This window comes from Rhodococcus sp. NPDC059969 (assembly GCF_042738325.1).
Taxonomy (GTDB): domain Bacteria; phylum Actinomycetota; class Actinomycetes; order Mycobacteriales; family Mycobacteriaceae; genus Rhodococcus_F.
This window is the reverse complement of record NZ_JBHWUF010000003.1, coordinates 64,452-80,348: the sequence shown is the minus strand read 5'-3', so window position 1 is coordinate 80,348 and position 15,897 is coordinate 64,452. Positions and strand designations below refer to the sequence as shown.

The 15,897-nt window shown below is 63.7% G+C and carries 11 protein-coding genes, 1 tRNA gene and 1 riboswitch; of the genes, 7 read left to right on the top strand and 5 right to left on the bottom strand.

The features are described 5' to 3' along the window. Nucleotides 1-115 precede the first annotated feature (115 nt). Both ACFWAD_RS12040 and ACFWAD_RS12035 read right to left on the bottom strand, forming a co-directional pair. Nucleotides 116-652 (bottom strand): YbhB/YbcL family Raf kinase inhibitor-like protein, encoded by a 537-nt coding sequence (locus ACFWAD_RS12040; protein WP_378544003.1) that lies wholly within the window; start codon nt 650-652, stop codon nt 116-118. 65 nt (nt 653-717) lie between these two features. Then, entirely contained in the window at nt 718-2,070 is a 1,353-nt protein-coding gene (locus ACFWAD_RS12035) for a M20/M25/M40 family metallo-hydrolase (RefSeq protein ID WP_378532893.1), read from the bottom strand. Nucleotides 2,071-2,188: 118 nt separating this feature from the next. On the opposite strand from ACFWAD_RS12035, the gene ACFWAD_RS12030 reads away from it, so the two are divergent. The 7 genes from ACFWAD_RS12030 to ACFWAD_RS12000 all read left to right on the top strand — a co-directional run bounded on the left by ACFWAD_RS12030 (nt 2,189) and on the right by ACFWAD_RS12000 (nt 11,147). Further along, a tRNA-Leu gene (locus ACFWAD_RS12030) sits at nt 2,189-2,274 on the top strand. 108 nt (nt 2,275-2,382) lie between these two features. Beyond that, nucleotides 2,383-3,924, top strand: a complete 1,542-nt coding sequence (locus tag ACFWAD_RS12025) for an SDR family NAD(P)-dependent oxidoreductase (protein WP_378544000.1) — start codon at nt 2,383-2,385, stop codon at nt 3,922-3,924. A 158-nt stretch (nt 3,925-4,082) separates the two neighbouring features. After that, the gene (locus ACFWAD_RS12020; RefSeq protein ID WP_083057579.1) at nt 4,083-4,514 is read left to right on the top strand and encodes a universal stress protein; all 432 of its coding nucleotides are present in this window, start codon (nt 4,083-4,085) and stop codon (nt 4,512-4,514) included. Between the two features lie 44 nt (nt 4,515-4,558). Next, nucleotides 4,559-5,809, top strand: coding sequence for a saccharopine dehydrogenase family protein (locus ACFWAD_RS12015; RefSeq protein WP_378543997.1), 1,251 nt, complete (start codon nt 4,559-4,561; stop codon nt 5,807-5,809). Between the two features lie 152 nt (nt 5,810-5,961). Next, nucleotides 5,962-8,145: a malate synthase G gene (locus ACFWAD_RS12010; RefSeq protein WP_378543994.1), complete on the top strand. Its 2,184-nt coding sequence runs from the start codon at nt 5,962-5,964 to the stop codon at nt 8,143-8,145. 159 nt (nt 8,146-8,304) lie between these two features. Next, a complete protein-coding gene (locus tag ACFWAD_RS12005) occupies nt 8,305-9,999 on the top strand; it encodes a hypothetical protein (RefSeq protein ID WP_378543991.1) in 1,695 nt (564 codons plus the stop codon). Continuing rightward, entirely contained in the window at nt 9,999-11,147 is a 1,149-nt protein-coding gene (locus ACFWAD_RS12000; protein ID WP_378543988.1) for a metallophosphoesterase, read from the top strand. The genes ACFWAD_RS12005 and ACFWAD_RS12000 overlap by 1 nt, the downstream gene beginning before the upstream one ends. Nucleotides 11,148-11,169: 22 nt before the next feature. On the opposite strand, the gene gcvP is transcribed toward ACFWAD_RS12000, so the two are convergent. From gcvP to ACFWAD_RS11985, 3 genes are all read right to left on the bottom strand, one after another. Further along, nucleotides 11,170-14,028 (bottom strand): aminomethyl-transferring glycine dehydrogenase, encoded by a 2,859-nt coding sequence (gene gcvP / locus ACFWAD_RS11995; protein WP_378543985.1) that lies wholly within the window; start codon nt 14,026-14,028, stop codon nt 11,170-11,172. A 53-nt stretch (nt 14,029-14,081) separates the two neighbouring features. After that, a riboswitch (glycine riboswitch) is annotated at nt 14,082-14,211 on the bottom strand. A 232-nt stretch (nt 14,212-14,443) separates the two neighbouring features. Beyond that, nucleotides 14,444-14,998: a MerR family transcriptional regulator gene (locus ACFWAD_RS11990; RefSeq protein ID WP_021344354.1), complete on the bottom strand. Its 555-nt coding sequence runs from the start codon at nt 14,996-14,998 to the stop codon at nt 14,444-14,446. A 335-nt stretch (nt 14,999-15,333) separates the two neighbouring features. Further along, a complete protein-coding gene (locus tag ACFWAD_RS11985) occupies nt 15,334-15,807 on the bottom strand; it encodes a bifunctional nuclease family protein (protein ID WP_003946194.1) in 474 nt (157 codons plus the stop codon). Nucleotides 15,808-15,897: the final 90 nt, after the last annotated feature.

Below are 15,897 nucleotides of genomic sequence, written 5' to 3'. Positions count from 1 at the left end.
CCTTTTTTTTTTTTACTCCCCCCCCGGGGGCGGGGGCCCCCCCACCCCCCCCCAATCACCGGGCGGGGCCTTTCCTCCCCCGGCGCCCCTAAACCCCCCCCCCACAGCGGGGTGACTATTCGACCTCGAACGTCCCGGTCAGGGTTGCACGCGCAATCGCGTGATGGAACACGTTGAAACCGAGGAACGCCGGCGACGAGTCGGCAGTGACACCGTCGAGGGTCTCCACGTCGAGGGCATGCACCGCGACGATGTAGCGATGCGGACCATGTCCGGGAGGCGGGCCTGCACCGATGAAACCGAACCCGCCGCCGTCGTGGCGGAGCGTGACGGTTCCGGCGGGCAGGACACCGCTGTCGGCCGCGCCTGCACCGGCCGGAAGTTCGGTGACGGAAGCCGGAATGTTCGCCACGGCCCAATGCCAGAATCCCGACGCCGTCGGTGCGTCCGGGTCGAACACCGTCACGACAAAGCTCTTCGTCTCGGTCGGAAAGCCCGACCACGAGAGCTGCGGTGAGATGTCTTCGCCACCGGGAACACCGAAGGCACCACTGGCCTGAGCAAGCTTCAGCGGCTGGCCGGCAGTGATGTCGTCACTGGTCAGCTCGAAACTCGGCAACTTCGGCAATGGTTCGTACGGATCGTGCGCCATGCGAATCCTTTCTGTGACAAGAGAGCTCGATGTGAGTCGAGCTCACGGATCTATCCACGTGCTCGTCAGGAATTGAGCAGGAAATGTTCCAGAACACGTGTCCCGAACAGTAGTGCGTCCACCGGAACTCGCTCGTCGACGCCGTGGAACAGCGCGCTGAAATCCAGCTCGGGCGGCAACTGCAACGGTGCGAAACCGAAGCAGCGAATGCCGAGTTTCGCGAATGCCTTCGCGTCGGTTCCACCGGAGAGCATGTACGGAACTGTGCGAGCCTCCGGATCGTGGGCGAGAATCGCCTCGTTCATGGCGTCGACAAGGTGGCCGTCGAACGTCGTCTCGTACGAGTCCAGCTTGGTGATCCACTCGCGGGTCACGTCGGGACCGATCAGTTGGTCCACCGTTCGCTCGAATTCGGCCTGCCGGCCCGGCAACACACGGCAGTCGAAGACCGCCTCGGCCGTCTGCGGAATGACGTTCGCCTTGTAACCGGCCTTGAGCATCGTCGGGTTCGCGGTGTCACGGAACGTCGCCCCGATGATGTTGGCGATCGTGCCCAGCTTCGCGAGGGTCCCGTCGATGTCGGGTGATCCCGGATCGAAGTCCAATCCGGTCTCTTCGCCGACGGCGGTCAGGAACTCCGCGACGGAATCGGAGATCACGATCGGGAACTGGTGGGCAGCCAGCCTCGAGACCGCGCCGGCGAGTGTGGCGACCGCGTTGTCGTCGTGCAGGAAGGAGCCGTGCCCGGCGCGTCCCTTGGCAGTCAGACGCATCCACCCGAGACCTTTTTCCGCGGTCTCCACCAGGTAGAGGCGGCGGTCGGTTCCGTCAGGTCGCGGAACCGTCAGCGAGAAGCCGCCGACCTCACCTACGGCCTCGGTCACTCCCTCGAACAGATCCGGGCGATGCTCGACCAGCCACTGGCATCCGTACTTTCCGCCGGCTTCCTCGTCCGCCACGAAGGCGAACACCAGATCACGCGGCGGTACGACGCCTTCCGCCTTGAACTGTCTGGCGAGGGCCAGGATCATCCCGACCATGTCCTTCATGTCCACGGCGCCGCGCCCCCAGACGTAACCGTCCTGGACGGTGCCGGCAAAGGGGTGCACGCTCCAGTCGGCGGGCTCGGCCGGGACGACGTCGAGGTGACCGTGAAGCATCAGCGCGCCGCGACCCGACTCGGCTCCCTTCAAGCGAGCAAAGACATTCCCGCGGCCAGGTGCACCGGACTCGACGTATTCCGTCTCGTAACCGACTTCTTGAAGCTGCGCGGCAACCCACTCCGCGCACGCACGCTCGCCTTTGGTGGTTTCGAGTTCTCCCGTGTTCGAGGTGTCGAAGCGGATGAGAGAACTGACCAGTTCGACTACTTCTGCTTCGGCCCTGCTCGGATTCGGATTAATCGGGGTTGTGGTCATTCCACTTTCCTACCATCGAATCAATCGACGCGGGCGACCGGAATGCCCCGCAACCTGGCGATTTGGGGCAGCTGAGCTAATCGGATACTCTTTCCCAGCACCGAGAAATCGGGGCCGAGTCCGAGTGGCGGAATGGCAGACGCGCTAGCTTGAGGTGCTAGTGTCCTATTAACGGACGTGGGGGTTCAAGTCCCCCCTCGGACACTCTGTGTTGAGACAGACAGGAAAAGCTCCGGTTCATCGAACCGGAGCTTTTCTCGTAATTGGCGAAGTTCCCGAACCAGGGAACAGTCCGCGCGAGCGGCGATCGAGATGGAACAGAAGTTCGAAGTGGATACAGACACCAAGAAGTCGGATGCACTGCAGGCAGATTCGCTGGAAACAGCCGATTCAGAATCTGCTCGAGCCGAACTCACCGGACTCGACCCCGCAGAACTCGAAATCTGCTTGAAGGTCCTTTCCGAAGCCGCCGAACTCGACGACGAGCATCCCGACTCGATCACCATGCAGCGCGCTGTCGGCCATCTGTTCAAGCGACTCAAGAAGAAGCGCCGCCTCGCTTCGCGCGCGGCCGTCAACGAAGCCGACCGCCAAGTGGTCGCCGCGACGGCCACCGGTTCACCCGATCGCATCGACGACGAAACCGCCGGCATTCCGATCAAGTCGAACACCGCAGGCGCTTCCGCCGGCACGCTCATCAAGGCGCGGCCGTGCTACATCTGCAAGCAGCGCTACACCGCAGTCGACGCCTTCTACCACCAACTGTGCCCCGATTGCGCTGCCACCAGCCGCAGCAAACGTGACGCCAGCACTGATCTGACCGGCCGACGCGCACTTCTGACCGGAGGCCGCGCGAAGATCGGCATGTACATCGCGTTGCGCCTGCTGCGTGACGGTGCGCATCTGACCATCACGACGCGATTCCCCAACGACGCGATCCGACGCTTCAAGGCGATGGAGGACAGCAACGACTGGATTCATCGTCTGCGCATCGTCGGCATCGACCTCCGCGACCCCGCCCAAGTTGTTGCGCTCGCGGATTCTGTTGCCGCACAGGGCCCGCTCGACATTCTCATCAACAACGCCGCACAAACAGTTCGACGCTCCCCCGGTGCTTACGGCGCTTTGGTGGACGCCGAGTCCGGCGCACTGCCTGCCGGTGAACTGCCCGATGTCCTGACCTTCGGCAAGACGAGCGACGCTCACCCCGCTGCTCTGGCTGGATCGCTGTCGGACGTCGCGAGCATCACCTCCGGAAATCTCTCGGCCGACGCGGTCAGTTCGCTCGCTCTCGTCGCCAAGTCGGCTTCGCCCGATCGCATCGAGCAGGGCATCGCCATCGACGCCGGCGGACTGCTGCCCGACCTCGCGCACACCAACAGCTGGGTTCAGACCGTCGAAGAGGTCGATCCGATCGAGCTTCTCGAAGTCCAGCTCTGCAACTCGGTGGCGCCCTTCATCCTCGTTTCGCGCCTGCGCCCGTCGATGGCCGCGGCCGCGGCGCGACGCAAGTACGTCGTGAACGTTTCCGCCATGGAGGGTCAGTTCAGCCGCGCGTACAAGGGCCCTGGCCACCCGCACACCAACATGGCCAAGGCAGCACTGAACATGTTGACCCGCACCAGCTCCAAGGAAATGCTCGACGACGGCATCCTCATGACCGCCGTCGACACCGGCTGGATCACCGACGAACGCCCGCACTTCACCAAGATGCGGCTGGCCGACGAAGGTTTCCACGCACCACTCGACCTCGTCGACGGTGCAGCCCGCGTCTACGACCCCATCGTTCAGGGCGAGCTGGGCGTCGACCTGCACGGCTGCTTCCTCAAGGACTTCAAACCCTCGCCGTGGTGATGGGCGGCACCGCCGCGGTGGTGACAGGCAGCACCTAGCCGCCCCGATGTGGCGATCTCGTCACCCCCAAACCCCCGTGTCGAGTAGCTCATTTCAGGTAGAGCACAGCATTGCAGGCGATAATGGACTGCGAACCTGCTCACCGACTCGGAGGAACCATGACGATCGCCGTCGTACACAAGGACAGCCCGGAAGGCCGTGCCGCAATCGTGGCCGCTGCACGGGAATCCGTGGGTCGAAGCGAGGAACTGCTGGTTCTGCACGTCCTGGACGACGTCAACATCGGAGGCACGGTCAACCTCGGAGACACCGAGGATGATCGGGCCGCTCTTCGCGGCGAGATTCAGTCGGCGCTCGACGCCGGTGGATTCTCGGAGACGAAGTGGGATCTGCGCACCACCGAGCACGACGGCGATCCGGTGACCGCGCTCGTCAACCTGGTGCACGGCGCGGGTGTCGATCTCCTGATCGTCGGAACGCGCCGGATGTCCCCCATCGGCAAGTTCCTGCTCGAACGCCCGCTGCAGCGCCTGTTGCTCGAAGTCGAGGCTCCGATCCTCGTAGTCAAGGAACCCCTCCCCGCTGAGTGACCGCGGTCACATCACTTTCCGGTACTCGTTTGTAGGCTGGCTCCATGACTGGAACCTCGCCCGCCCGAGAACTCGACATCATCGTCTACGGAGCGAGCGGCTTCGTCGGAAAGCTGCTCGCCGACTACCTGGTCAAACACGCGCCCGAAGGCACGAAGATCGGCCTCGGCGGCCGCTCACTCGAGAAGTTGGCAGCCACCCGCGCGGATCTAGGTACCGCCGCTGCCGATCTTCCCCTGATCATCGCCGACGCCGACGACGCAACCGCACTGACGGCACTCGCCCAGCGGACCCGGGTCGTCGCCACCACGGTCGGTCCGTATGCCAAGTACGGCCACGCTCTTGTTCACGAATGCGCTGCCGCCGGAACTCATTACGTCGACCTCACCGGCGAGGTGCTGTTCCACCGCGAAAGCATCGACGCCAACCACGACCTGGCCGTGTCGACGGGTGCCAAAATCGTCCATTCCTGCGGATTCGATTCCATCCCTTCCGATCTCGGAGTTCACGTACTGCACGAGAAGGTCGCCGCCGACGGCGCCGGCGAACTCACCGACACCACCCTGGTGGTCACCGCGCTGCGCGGTGGCGTGAGCGGTGGCACCATCGATTCGCTTCGCAACCAGATCGACGTGTCGAAAGACGATGCGCGCCTGCGGAAACTCGCCGCCTCGCCGTACTCGCTGAGCCCCGATCGTGATCGGGAGCCCGAACTCGGACGCCAGAGCGACGTGAGCGTGGTCGACGGCAAGAAGATCGATCCGTCAGTGAAGGGGTGGAAGGCACCGTTCGTGATGGCGTCGTACAACACACGAGTCGTCCGTCGCAGCAATGCGCTCCGAGAGTGGGCGTACGGCAAGAAGTTCAAGTACAGCGAGGTGATGAGCGTCGGCTCTTCCGTCGTGTCTCCGGTGATCGCGGGCGGAGTGGCGGTCGGCCTCGGTGCGCTGGTCGCCGGACTCGCCCTTCCCCCGACGCGCTTCCTTCTTGACAAGGTATTGCCTGCTCCCGGAGAGGGCCCGAGCGAGAGCACCCAGAAGAAGGGTCATTTCACGCTCGACGTGTTCACCACGACCACGACCGGCGCTCGATACACATCACGAGTGAAGGCGAAGGGCGACCCGGGATACAGCGCGACGGCGGTGATGCTCGGGGAATCTGCGTTGTCATTGGCGAAGGACCACAAGGACCTCCCACAGGCCACCGGCGTCCTGACCCCCGCGACAGCGCTCGGCGACGTCCTGGTCGAGCGTCTAACCAAGGCCGGTTTCGAGATTTCCGCGCGCAAACTCTAGACAGAACGAATTTCACTTGATCGTTTCAGCTCTTCGCGCCCGATTATCGCAGCTCAGGGCGCGGACAGCGGTGGGAATACTCCCAGGTAACATTGATGTTGGTTCATGGCATCCATATGTGGTGCTCCGCTTTCGGAAAAGTGAGGCTATTCATGACTGAGCGCGTTCAGGTCGGCAGTCTTCAGGTTGCCAAGGTTCTCTACGACTTCGTGGTCGAGGAGGCTCTTCCCGGCACCGGTGTAGACGCCGAGACGTTCTGGGCCGGCGCCGACAAGGTCATCACCGAGCTCGCACCGAAGAACCGCGACTTGCTTGCCAAGCGTGACGATCTGCAGGCTCAGATCGATCAGTGGCATCGCGATCATGCCGGCGCTCCCATCGACGCTGCCGCATACAAGGCGTTCCTGCAGGAAATCGGCTACCTCCTGCCGACGCCTGCCGAGTTCTCGGTCACCACCACGAACGTCGACACTGAGATCACCTCCACGGCCGGCCCGCAGTTGGTCGTGCCGATCCTCAACGCGCGCTTCGCACTCAACGCGTCCAACGCCCGCTGGGGTTCGTTGTACGACGCGCTGTACGGCACCAACGCCATCTCCGAGGAGAACGGCGCCGAGAAGGGTTCCGGCTACAACAAGGTCCGCGGCGACAAGGTCATCGCCTGGGCGCGTGAATTCCTCGATGCGGCAGCACCTCTCGCGTCGGGATCGCATGCAGATTCAACCAAGTACATTGTCGACGGCAGCGAACTCAAGATCACGTTGGCAGACGGTACTGTCACCACGCTCGCCCAGCCGGAGAAGTTCGTCGGCTACCTCGGCGGGAAGGACGCACCGACGAGCATCCTGCTGCTCAACAACGGGTTGCACGCCGAGATCCAGATCGACGCATCCTCACCGATCGGCAGCACCGACGCAGCCGGCGTCAAGGACGTCGTTCTCGAATCCGCCGTCACCACCATCATGGACTTCGAGGACTCGGTCGCCGCTGTCGACGCCGACGACAAGGTTGTCGGTTACCGAAACTGGTTGGGCCTCAACCGCGGTGACCTCTCCGAGGAGATCAAGAAGGGCGCCAAGTCCTTCACTCGTACGCTCAACGGCGACCGTAAGTACACCGCCGTCGACGGCAGCGAACTCAGCCTGCACGGTCGTTCACTTCTGTTCGTCCGCAACGTCGGTCACCTCATGACCAACCCCGCGATCCTCGACGCCGACGGCAACGAGGTTCCCGAGGGCATTCTCGACGCTTTGATCACCAGCACCTGTGCAGTCCACGGCCTCTCGATCAGTGACGCCAACGGCCCGCTCGACAACAGCCGCACCGGCTCGATCTACATCGTCAAGCCCAAGCAGCACGGTCCCGAGGAAGTTGCCTTCACCACCGAACTGTTCGGCCGTGTCGAGCAGGTCCTCGGGCTTCCGGAGAACACCCTCAAGGTCGGCATCATGGACGAGGAGCGTCGTACGACGGTCAACCTCGCTGCCTGCATCAAGGAAGCCGTCGACCGCGTCGTGTTCATCAACACCGGCTTCCTCGACCGCACCGGCGACGAGATCCACACCTCCATGGAAGCCGGCGCGATGGTGCGCAAGGCCGAGATGAAGAAGCAGAAGTGGATCGGCGCCTACGAGGACTGGAACGTCGACACCGGACTGGCCTGCGGCCTGCAGGGCAAGGCTCAGATCGGCAAGGGCATGTGGGCCATGACCGAGCTGATGGCGGACATGCTCGAGCAGAAGATCGGCCACCCCAAGGCCGGCGCAAACACCGCGTGGGTCCCTTCGCCGACCGGCGCAACGCTGCACGCGACGCACTACCACCGCGTCGACGTGTTCGCTGTTCAGGACAGCCTGAAGGGTAAGCCGCGCGCGAGCGTCGACGACATCCTGACCATCCCGCTCGCTCCCAGCACCGACTGGACGGACGCGGAGAAGAAGGAAGAGCTCGACAACAACTGCCAGTCCATCCTCGGTTACGTCGTCCGCTGGATCGACGCGGGCGTCGGCTGCTCCAAGGTTCCCGACATCCACGATGTCGCGCTCATGGAGGATCGCGCCACGCTGCGCATCTCGAGCCAGCTGCTCGCCAACTGGCTGCGTCACGGCATCGTCAGCGAAACCGACGTCGTGACTGCGCTCGAGCGCATGGCACCGGTTGTCGACCGTCAGAACGAGGGCGACGCCGAGTACCGCAACATGGCACCTGATTTCGATTCCAACATCGCTTTCCAGGCTGCCAAGGAACTCATCCTGGAAGGTGCGAAGCAGCCCAGCGGATACACGGAGCCGATCCTGCATCGCCGCCGCCGCGAGTACAAGGCTGCCAACGCCTGATTTCACCTTCTTCGAACTCGAAGCTGAACCCGAACAGCCTCGGCACCGCTCCCGGTGTCGAGGCTGTTCGCGTAGGCCCCGAAGATTCGTCACTAGACTGGCCGAGGACACAGTCCGTTCAACAGACATTCTTCGAGTGACCAAGGTAGGGCAAGGTACGTGGGCGAACATCGCGGCGGGTCAGGCGCCAGAGGTATCAGCAAGGGGCCGATTCTTGTCGTCGTGCTGATCGTCTTGATCGTGGCAGGCTTCTTCGGATGGAAGGCCCTCAGCAACCGGATCGACGATCAGGGACAGCAGGCAGCAGGCACGTGCGTCGAGGGCAACAAGACGCTCGACGTCTCCGCGGATCCGTCCATCGCCCCACAGGTCGAGGAACTGGCGAAGCGGTACACCCAGACCTCGCCGGTGGTGCGTGATCACTGCATCGCCGTTGTGGTGCACGGTGCGCCGTCCGCGTCGGTCTCGACGGCACTCGAAGCCGGTCCGGCGGCGCCATGGGACGACGCAGCATTGGGACCGCGTCCCTCCCTGTGGATCCCGACGAGTTCGTTCGAACTCGCGCCGCTAGCGGGCAAGGCCGTGATCAATGGTGATCCTCGCTCGCTCGCGAGTTCCCCGATCGTTCTGGCAGCCGGTCCCGAGACCGCGACAGCATTGGCCGGCGCAGCATCGAGTTGGAAGTCATTGCCTTCGGATCTGACGGTTGCCCTGCCGGTCGGAAGTACCGAAACTTCGATGGCTGCACAGGCAATCGCTGCCGATGTCGCCGATGCGGGCGCCGGTCCGGTCACGACGGATCAAGCGAAGTCCGCCCAGGTCAACGCTGCACTCAGTGCGCGGGCGTTGCAATTCCAATCCTTGCCGACTCCCCCCACGTCCACCGCCGAAGCCCTCGGTGCACTGAGCGCCGGAACACCGGATTCGGTGAAAGCCGTTCCGGCCACGGAACAGTCGATAGCGCAGAGCGCGAACGCTGCGATGACGACGTACTCACCCACCGGCGCAACGCCCGTCGCGGACTATCCGGCGGTCATCGTCGCTGGCAGCGGGATCGACGAAACGGCTTCGCGCGCAGCGGCACAGTTTGCCGACTTCATGCGTGAGCCGAATCAGTCACAGTTGTTCGTCGGCGCCGGTTTCCGGGTCGAGGGCCAAGACCTTCCCGATCTCGGTGCGGTGTCCCCGGCCAAGATCTCGTCCACGTTGAAACCGGCTTCGGCCGAAACCGCAGCCATGCTCGGTGACATCGTCGCCAACCCGGTCTCTCCGCGTAGTGCCACCATCCTGATGGACACGTCGGTGTCGATGGGTACCGACGACGGTGGCACTACCCGCTTGGCGAACATTGCCGCGGCGGTGAACACCCAATTGGGTCGCAGCCCTGACGCTTCGGACATCGGCCTTCGCGAGTTCAGCACGGGCACCGACGGAAAACCGTCCGAGCGCATCCTGGTTCCGGGCGGTTCACTGTCCGAGCCGAATCGGCGTGCCACGATCACCGATTTCCTCAACGGGCTTCGGGCCGGCGGAAAGACCTCCAAGTACCCGGCGCTTGCCAGCTCCTACAAAGCCGCCGTGGACGGTTTCGACGCGGGGCGAGTCAACTCGGTGCTGCTGATCACCTCGAGTACGCCTGACGAATCCGCCACGACGCGAGCCGAACTGCTCAGCGCGATCGCCGCTGCGGGCAATCCGGCGCGTCCGGTACAGGTCGACGTGATCGTCGTCGGTGCGGGCGACGACGTCTCCACACTCCAAGACGTCTCGGATCGGACGGGCGGAACATTGGTTCGGGTCGATTCGACGTCCGACCCCGCTCTCGCGGCCGCAGTGACCAAGATGCTGTCCTGATGGGGCGCGTCGCGGTTTTTGCAGTCCTTCTCGCCCTTCTGACCTGGTTCCTGCATCGCCGACTCGTTCGCGCCACCGGCATCCCGAGGCGATGGGCTCGTCTCGCCGACACTGCGCTTGTCGTCTTGGCGGTCTCGACGCTCATCGGGGTCGGCAGCGGCGAAGTCTTTCCGACATCGTGGGCGCGACCGATCGGATTTGTCGGATGGGTCTGGTTGGCTTCGTGGCTGTATCTGATTCCCGGACTGCTCGTGATCGGCCTGTTCGCCGGGATCGGTCGACTACGTGCACGCCACACGGATACCACGACCGAAGTCGACCCAGCCAAGCGTCGTACGTTGCAGTTGGCTACAGCAGCAGTCACTCTCGCGGCGATCGGCACCGCCGGCTACGGCGTCTACGAGGCGTCGGGCCCCAAGATTTCCCGCGTCCGCGTGCCGCTCGCTCGCCTACCTGAGGGCTTCAACGGATACCGGATCGCCTTGATCACCGACCTGCACGTGGGACCGGCCCGCGGGGTCGACTTCACCCGCAAGGTGGTCGAGATCGTCAACTCGCAGAATGTCGATCTGATCGCGATCGGCGGCGACCTCGTGGACGGAACCGTCGCGAAAGTTGCTCCCGATCTTGCTCCGCTCGCCGATCTTCGGGCGCCCGACGGAATCTTCGGAGTCAGCGGAAACCACGAGTTCTACGCCGACGACGGCGGCAAATGGCTCGACGTGTGGGAGACATTGGGGATCACCACACTTCGCAACAGCCGCACCTCGATCCAGCATGGCGGCGATACCATCGACATCGTGGGCATCCACGACTACACGTCGCCGGTCCCGTACGAGCCGAACCTGACTGCCGCGCTCGCAGGTCGCGATCCGAATACTTTCGCCTTGCTTCTCGCGCACGAACCGCGTCAAGCGATCGAGGCGTCCGAGATGGGTATCGATCTGCAACTGTCCGGGCACACTCACGGCGGTCAGATGTGGCCGTTGAGGTATCTCGTTCCGCTGCAGCAGCCTTCGGTGCAAGGTTTGGACAAGGTCGGAAACACCGTGCTGTACACGACACGTGGCGCCGGGGCCTGGGGCCCTCCGGTACGCGTCGGCGCACCGCCGGAGATCACCGTTCTCGAACTCGTACGCGAGAGGTGATGATCTCCGGCGGGCACACGCCTTAGTTGCCCGCGAACGCTTCGATCGGCGGGCAGGAGCAGACCAGGTTGCGGTCGCCGTGTGCACCGTCGATACGACGCACGGACGGCCACACCTTGGGGCGAGCCTTGCCACGCGGGAAGACTGCGATCTCACGCGAGTACGGGTGATCCCACTGCGCTGCAATGCTTCCGGCGGTGTGGGGAGCACCGCGAAGCGGGTTGTCCTCCACCGTCCACTCGCCGGCACCGACGCGATCGATCTCGCCGCGAATGGCGATCATCGCTTCGCAGAACTCGTCGATCTCTTCGAGGTTCTCGCTCTCGGTGGGCTCGACCATCAGTGTGCCGACCACGGGGAAGCTCATGGTCGGGGCATGGAATCCGTAGTCGGCCAGACGCTTTGCGACGTCGTCGACGGTGACGCCGGTGTCCTTGGTCAACCCGCGCAGATCGAGGATGCACTCGTGCGCGACCATGCCGTTCTCGCCGGTGTAGAGAACCGGGAAGTACTCGTCGAGTCGACGCGCGATGTAGTTTGCCGACGCGATGGCGGTCAGGCTGGCGCGGCGCAGGCCCGCAGCTCCCATCATCCGGATGTAGGTCCAGGTGATGGGCAGGATGGACGCACTGCCGTACGGCGCTGCCGAGATCGTGCCTCTACCACCGAGTTCGGGGGCCATCGGGTGTCCGGGCAGGAACGGCGTCAGGTGTGAGCGCACACCGATCGGGCCGACGCCGGGTCCGCCGCCGCCGTGCGGGATGCAGAAAGTCTTGTGCAGGTTCAGGTGGCTGACGTCGCCGCCGAAGCGTCCCGGACGAGCAAGGCCGACAAGCGCGTTGAGGTTCGCGCCGTCGACGTACACCTGGCCGCCGGCGTCGTGTACCGCTGCGCAGATGTCGGAGATCTCGTGCTCGTAGACACCGTGTGTTGAAGGGTAGGTGATCATGATCGCGGCGAGACGCTCGGCGTGATCGGCGATCTTCGCGCGCAGATCGTCGACGTCGACGTCACCGTTGGGACGGCAGGCGACAACCTCGACGCGCATCCCGGCCATGACGGCCGACGCCGCGTTGGTGCCGTGAGCACTCGAGGGAATCAGGCAGGTGTCGCGGTGATCGTCGCCGCGACTGAGGTGGTAGTTGCGGATCGCGAGCAAGCCCGCATACTCCCCCTGGCTGCCGGCGTTGGGCTGGAGGCTCACGTTGTCATAGCCGGTGACCGCGACCAGCCAGTCTTCGAGATCCTTGATGATCTTCAGCAGACCGGGCGCATCCGACGTGGGCGCGAACGGGTGGATCGCGTTGAACGCGGGCCAGGTGATGGATTCCATCTCGGCGGTCGCGTTGAGCTTCATGGTGCACGAACCCAGCGGGATCATGCTGCGATCGAGCGCAATGTCCTTGTCGGACAACGCACGCAGGTAGCGGAGCATTGCCGTTTCCGTACGGTAACGGGTGAAGGCTTCGTGCTGCAGGTAGCCGGAGATGCGCTCCTGAGCAGCGGGGACCGAGTTGCCCTCTGCTTCGATGGCGACAACGGCGTCTTCGATGCCGAACGCGTCGAGCACTGCGAGAACGTGATCGGCGGTGGTGGCCTCGTCGCAGGAGATGCCGACGTGATCGGCGTCGACCAGACGCAGGTTGATCCCGGATTCCTTGGCCGCAGCGACAACGTCGGCCGCCTTGCCCGGAACCTGAGCGAGCACGGTGTCGAAGAACGAATCGTGGACAACGGTCACGCCGCCTTCGCGCAGGCCGTTCGCCAACGCGTGTGCGCGGGCAGCGACGCGCAACGCAATCGCCTTGAGCCCCTCGGCGCCGTGGTAGCTCGCGTACATCGCAGCGAGGATGGCGAGGAGCACCTGAGCGGTACAGATGTTGGACGTCGCCTTCTCGCGGCGAATGTGCTGCTCACGTGTCTGCAGCGCGAGGCGGTATGCCTTGTCTCCGTCGGCGTCGATCGAGACACCGACCAAGCGGCCGGGTAGCTGACGCGCATGCTTGGAGTGCACGGCCAGGTAACCGGCGTGCGGTCCGCCGTACCCCATGGGAACACCGAAACGCTGGGTGGTGCCGAAGCACGCGTCCGCACCGAGTTCGCCCGGCGAGGTGATGAGCGTCATCGCAAGGAGGTCGGCGCCGACGGCAACCAGTGCGCCGCGCTCGTGAGCCTGCGCGATGATCGAGGTGTAGTCGACGACCCGTCCCGAGGCTCCGGGAATCTGGGCGATGACGCCGAAGAAGTCACCTTCGGGAAGACCAGCGGTGAGGTCTGCGGAGACGATCTCGATGCCGAGCGGCTCGGCGCGAGTCTCGATGACGGCGAGGGTCTGCGGGTACAGATCGGCGTCGACGACGAATCGCGGGGACTTGCTGCGGTTCGCGCGGCGCAGGAGCGTCATGGCTTCAGCGGCTGCGGTGGCCTCGTCGAGCATCGACGAGTTGGCCAATTCCATGCCGGAGAGATCGGCGACCATGGTCTGGAAGTTGAGGAGGGCTTCGAGGCGGCCCTGGCTGATCTCCGGCTGGTACGGGGTGTACGCGGTGTACCAGGCCGGGTTCTCGATGATGTTGCGCAACAACACCGGAGGCGTCAACGTGTCGAAGTATCCGAGGCCGATCATCGACGTCGCGACGGTGTTCTGGGCGGCGAGAGCGGTCAGTTCGGCGAGTGCCTCGTGCTCTCCGACCGGCAGCGGAAGAGCGTCGAGTCCGGCAGCGATGCCGTCCGGTGCAGCGTCGAGGATGGCGGAAGGAACGGCCTTGGTTGCCAGTTCGTCGAGTGAATCGACCCCGACAAGTTCGAGGATGCGCGCGAGTTCCGCGGCGTTCGGACCGACATGGCGGTCGGCAAATATACGGCTTGCAGCGTCGATCACGACAACTCCCAGACAGATCGGAGGATCAGGACACACACCGACCTGCGGTGTGTTCCTCCCCCTCTGTCGCATGCTCGATTCCCGAGCGCCTGAGAGATTCGGTAGTGACCCGCCAAACGACGGAAGCCACAGCCTTTCCCCGTCGGCGGGTGGGTTGTCCCACCGCTTTCCAGAGGCGTCGGAGCCCGTACGGTCCTTGGTGCCTGAGAGATTGACGGGGAGGTATTGCTCCTTCGGCGCCCTGATCCCGCTCACCACTGGCCTTTGAAACAAACGCTGCAACAAACACTGCAACAAAGACTAGTTAGGTGAATCGGTATCCGAGGCTCTCCCGTACGCCGGCGACGCAGGCCCAGTCTAGTAGACCGAGGCGCCTACCTGCACCGTGGCATCCTCCAAAGAGATGTGACGTACGTTATCCGGTTTTGCGGCTGGCGCGATTCTTGCGTCGTGAGGCCAACTCGTCCTCCGGGTTGGGATCACTTTCACCGCCGTCGGCGCGCTCGGCCGGGAAGTCGGCGATGGTTCCGGTGAGTTCACGCATGGCGCCGCTGACCGCGATGCCGAATACACCCTGCCCACCTTGAAGAAGGTCGACGACCTCCTCAGGAGACGTGCATTCGTAGACGGTGGTGCCGTCGGAGAAGAGCGTGATGTTGGCGAGATCGCGCACGCCGCGCTTGCGCAGGTGATCGACGGCAACGCGGATGTTCTGCAGCGAGATTCCGGTGTCGAGCAGACGCTTCACGATCTTCAAGACGAGGATGTCCTTGAAGGAGTACAGACGCTGACTACCGGATCCGGCAGCGCCGCGGATGGACGGCACGACCAACGACGTCCGTGCCCAGTAGTCGAGCTGGCGATAGGTGATCCCGGCAATCTGGCAAGCGCTGGGTACTCGGTATCCGACCAGATCGTCAGGAATGGAGTCGTCCGGGAACAAGCCGGGCTGCAGCTCTTCGGAAGACATTTCTGCAGTCGGATCGGCACTACCGGTTATGCCCGTTCCGCGCTCATTCGACTGTTCTTCCACTGCCGTCTCCCTCTCGCTTCGCCATCATGTAACCAACCTGTGCTATCAGCAGTCACGAGAATCCCGTGCCGACCGAACTTTCAGATGTGAATCCAAGGCAGGTAATTCCATGAGTGGACTTACCCAGAGTACGCCTCGATCGACAAGGCGAGAAGATCTCCACCGCACGCAACGCTAAGACCAGGAGGGTGCGCGGTCAACGCAACACGCCGACCGAGACTCAACCTCTACTTGAGAGTTGAAGACTAAAGTCCGTAACCAGTCAATTCACGCTAGCCATCAGTGGCTTTGAAATCGTCCGGCGAGATTGTGTCGAGGAATTCCTTGAACTTCTCGACCTCGTCCTCGCGCTCGTCGGGAATGACGAGACCGGCTTCGGCCAGGACGGCCTCCGACGCGAAGATCGGAACGCCGATGCGCAAGGCCAATGCAATCGAGTCCGACGGACGTGCCGACACGGTGGTCTGCTCGTCGAAGACCAGATCCGCGTAGAACGTGCCCTCTTGCAGGTCCACGATCCGCACTTCCTTGAGACTCCGACCGAAGGATTCGATCAGAATCTTGATCAGGTCGTGAGTCAGCGGACGCGCCGGCTCGACTCCCTGTTGTTCGAGAACAATCGCGGTAGCTTCGGTTTGCCCGATCCAGATCGGCAGGTACCGATCGCCGTCGGACTCCCGCAGCAACAGGACCGGCTGATTCTGAGGCTGCTCGACACGAACTCCGATCACACGCATTTCGCCCATCGAGCTTGCCTCCAACCTGACGTGATCCAGTAGACCGACTCCGATGCGGTCGTACTGAAATTCTATTCGAGTGAGCCCCGCTGATCGAGG